Annotated in this window: 3 protein-coding genes; all 3 read right to left on the bottom strand. The window is 73.2% G+C overall.

Annotated elements, in window-relative coordinates:
- Positions 1-49: 49 nt before the first annotated feature.
- Entirely contained in the window at positions 50-1,288 is a 1,239-nt protein-coding gene (locus tag AC08OV_RS24240; protein ID WP_476616152.1) for a lysylphosphatidylglycerol synthase transmembrane domain-containing protein, read from the bottom strand.
- A 147-nt stretch (positions 1,289-1,435) separates the two neighbouring features.
- Positions 1,436-1,864: an ATP-binding protein gene (locus tag AC08OV_RS24235; protein WP_462186758.1), complete on the bottom strand. Its 429-nt coding sequence runs from the start codon at positions 1,862-1,864 to the stop codon at positions 1,436-1,438.
- Positions 1,865-2,158: 294 nt separating this feature from the next.
- Positions 2,159-2,287 (bottom strand): hypothetical protein, encoded by a 129-nt coding sequence (locus AC08OV_RS24230; RefSeq protein WP_462186757.1) that lies wholly within the window; start codon positions 2,285-2,287, stop codon positions 2,159-2,161.
- Positions 2,288-3,080: the final 793 nt, after the last annotated feature.

Raw genomic sequence — 3,080 nt, 5'->3', positions numbered from 1 at the left:
CGCCTGGGCCGCTCCCGGGCCGCGGTCGCGCCGACCCCCTGCCCCCCGCCTACAGGTCGCCGGTGCGGCGCAGCCAGGCCAGCATGAGGATCCCCGGCAGCACCGGCAGCCAGAAGCTGATCAGGCGGTAGACGAGGACCGCGGTGAACATGGACGCCGCCGTACCACCCGCGGCTGCGAGCCCGAAGGCGAGTGCCGGTTCGATCGCGCCGATGCCGCCGGCTGTCGGCGCCGCGCCGGCTACCATCGAGCCGATGAGGTAGACCGCGGCAACGGACATCAACGTCATGCTGGTGCCGAATGCCCAGACCGTGCAGGCGAGCGCGAGGATCTGGAAGAAGCGTGTCCCTATTTGGGACAGCAGCAGCACCAGAGTCCGGCACGGGGAACGGGCGAGGATCTTCAGATGAGTGTCGAAGGCCCGCACTGCCGGCCGGGCCTTCGACCGGATCCGCGGATGGGCCACGGTGCCCGTCACGAGCGCGCAGACCGCCCCACAGCCGAGCACGAACGGCCCCGGCCCGAGCCCCTGGACAGTGGACCGCAGCGGGTTAGCCAGGGCCGCGCCGATGCCCGAGTCGCTGAGGGTGCCGGCGACCAGGACGATGCCCCCGAGGTGCGCCACCCCGCCGGCCACCTTGATTGACGTGATGGCCGCCAAGGCCGCGGGACGCGTCATCCCGCGCCGTTCCAGGAAACGCAGATGGACCGCGATGGCCCCGAGACCCGCGGGCACGATCCGGTTCGCCGCCGCCGCCGCGACCTGCAGGCCGGTCGCGGTGCGTAGCTCGATCCGCAGGCCGCTGGCCGCCCGCGTGGACAGGCCGTTGGCGAAGTAGAACAAGACCGAGGAGAGCGCGCAGATGACGAGCCAGTGCCAGCGGGGCGCGGGAACGCCGGCCAGCCGTGAGGCCATGTCGCCGCGGAAGCGCACGGCCAGGATGGTGAGGGGAACGGCGAGCATGCCGGCGAGCAGGACGTTGCGTCGCCGGGACCGGGCCGATCGGACCGGCCCGAGACGGAGCGCGAGCGGCTCGGCGAAGACGTGGGCGTCACCGGCCGGGGAGGCGACGAGCTCGACCCTCGGTGCCGTTGCAGAGGTCGGTGCCGTTGCAGCCACGTCGTCGGAGTTGCCGCCCGGGTGGGCACCAGAGCGTCGTAGTAGCTGCCGGGTCAGCACCGCCGGTGGTGGAAGCGGGGGCGCGGGCGCGGCGCTCTCGGCGCTGTCAGCGCCGAGCAGGACCGGAGTCTCGATGACTACCCCCGTAGGATCGACAGGTGCGATCACGGTCGTGATGCAGAGGAGACGTACGTCACGGTACGCGGCTCGACGGTATGCGGCTTGGCTGAACAGCAGCTGAAGCATCCTTATTGCTAACCTAGCCACCGGAAGTCGCGCGACGACGCTTCGGGAGGAATCGGTCGGCGGCCCTGGTCAGGAGCCGCAGACCGCCTCGATCGGATCCTGTTGGCGTGGCAGGTCGAACCAGACCTGCTTGCCTGACCCCCGGGTGTCCGGCATCTCGACGACACCCCACTGCATCGCCAGCGCGGCGACCAGATGCATGCCCCGGCCCGACTCGTCGTCATCGTGGGCGGGTTTCAGCACCGGCCACAGCGAGCTTCCGTCGTCGACCGCGATGCGGATCCGGTCGTCGCGCAGGGACAGCGTGAGGCACAGGGCGGCGCGGGCACCGACGAAGCGCACCGCGTTCGTCACGACCTCACTGACGAGCAGCTGCGCGACCTCGACGGTCTCCGGGCGACCCCAAGCGGCGAGCAGCTCGGTGACCAGCCGGCGGGCTCGGCTGGCGGCACGGGGATCGGCGGGCAGGTCGAAGCGTGCGCTGAGAGCTTCGGCCACGCCTCACCTTCCGTGGGGTCGTCAGGCACGGTCATCGTCCCGGTGCGGGGGTCTGCCGCGTCGCGTTACTGCCACCATGACCGCCCCCCCAAACCTGACCCTCTGTGGTCGTCGAGCCAGGCAACGGCCACGCGACGCATCTGGATACCGCGACCGGGACATCCGGGCGACGCGACGCGCCGAGGACAGCATCGGCGCTTCCCCGGCCGGGCGTCGGGCCGGGGAGCCGCGCCGGGGCGGGTCGGCCTCCCCCCGCTGGGACGGCCGAGCGGGTGACCGAGTCGGGGGATGGCGTCAGATGACGTCGATGCCGTCCAGCACCGACTCGCGGCGAGCCATCCAGGCCCGCGTGACCTCGTCGACCGCGGTCTGGTCGATGCGGGCCGCCGCCGCCGATAGGTTGCCGCGGGGAGGCGGCACCATGTCCGCATCCGCATCCGCTCGTGCGGCCGTTCGCGGCATGGCAGCCCGACCGGGGTGCGACGAGTTCGGCGGGTCGATCCCGGGTTGCGCGTACCGGCGACCGGAGCCGTGCGGTACACCACCGGTTCCGTCCGGGGCGCGCCCGTCGGGCGGGGTCGGGTTCCGATCGGAGGTCGGCCCGGGATGGTCGGGACGGCCGATGGGCCGTGGGCCGGGCCGGTCCCTCGCCGGTTGCCCACCCGGTTCCACGCGCCGCTCCGGTGCTCGGGGACGGTCTACCCAGGCTCTCGCCCTGTTCCCCGCGGGGCGTCCCGGGGACTCGGCCGGGCCTGGCTGCCCGCGGTCGGGCTGCCCGCGATGCCTAGATCCCGGCTGCCTAGATCCCGACCGGATGGATTCCGGCGGCGTCGGCCCCGGCTGGGGTGATGGCCGGCCCTGGTGGCGTCCGGGCCCCGGCACCGCGTGACCGGGGTCTGACGGGCCGCCCGGCCCGGTTCCGGTTCCGGTCATCGGGCGCGGCGTCTCGACCCTGGCCGTGGCCATCTCGACCGGACCGGAGATCGAGGGAGCGGGCCGGGACGACGGCACGACGACATCGCCCCGGGCCACCGACGGGTTTACGGCCGGCGGGTAGCTGTCCGCGGTGGACCGGTCCCGGTCCGTGGGGTACCCGCCCGTCGGATACCGGTCCGAGGAGTATCCGTTGGGAGCATGTTGCCGCCCGCCGGGCAGTCGTGGCCGGGCACCGGTTGGCCGCGGAACACCCCGCTGGGCGGGGTGGGCGTCCGGGGGC

The organism is Frankia sp. CeTa3Moorea (genome assembly GCF_978021225.1).
Note: the sequence above shows the minus strand (reverse complement) of the source record. Positions and strands in the feature narration are given on the sequence as shown.

What these genes read in the sequence shown, in the direction of transcription:
- AC08OV_RS24230 (WP_462186757.1), bottom strand. Translation starts at nt 2,287, where the DNA reads ATGGTGCCGCCTCCCCGCGGCAACCTATCGGCGGCGGCGGCCCGCATC.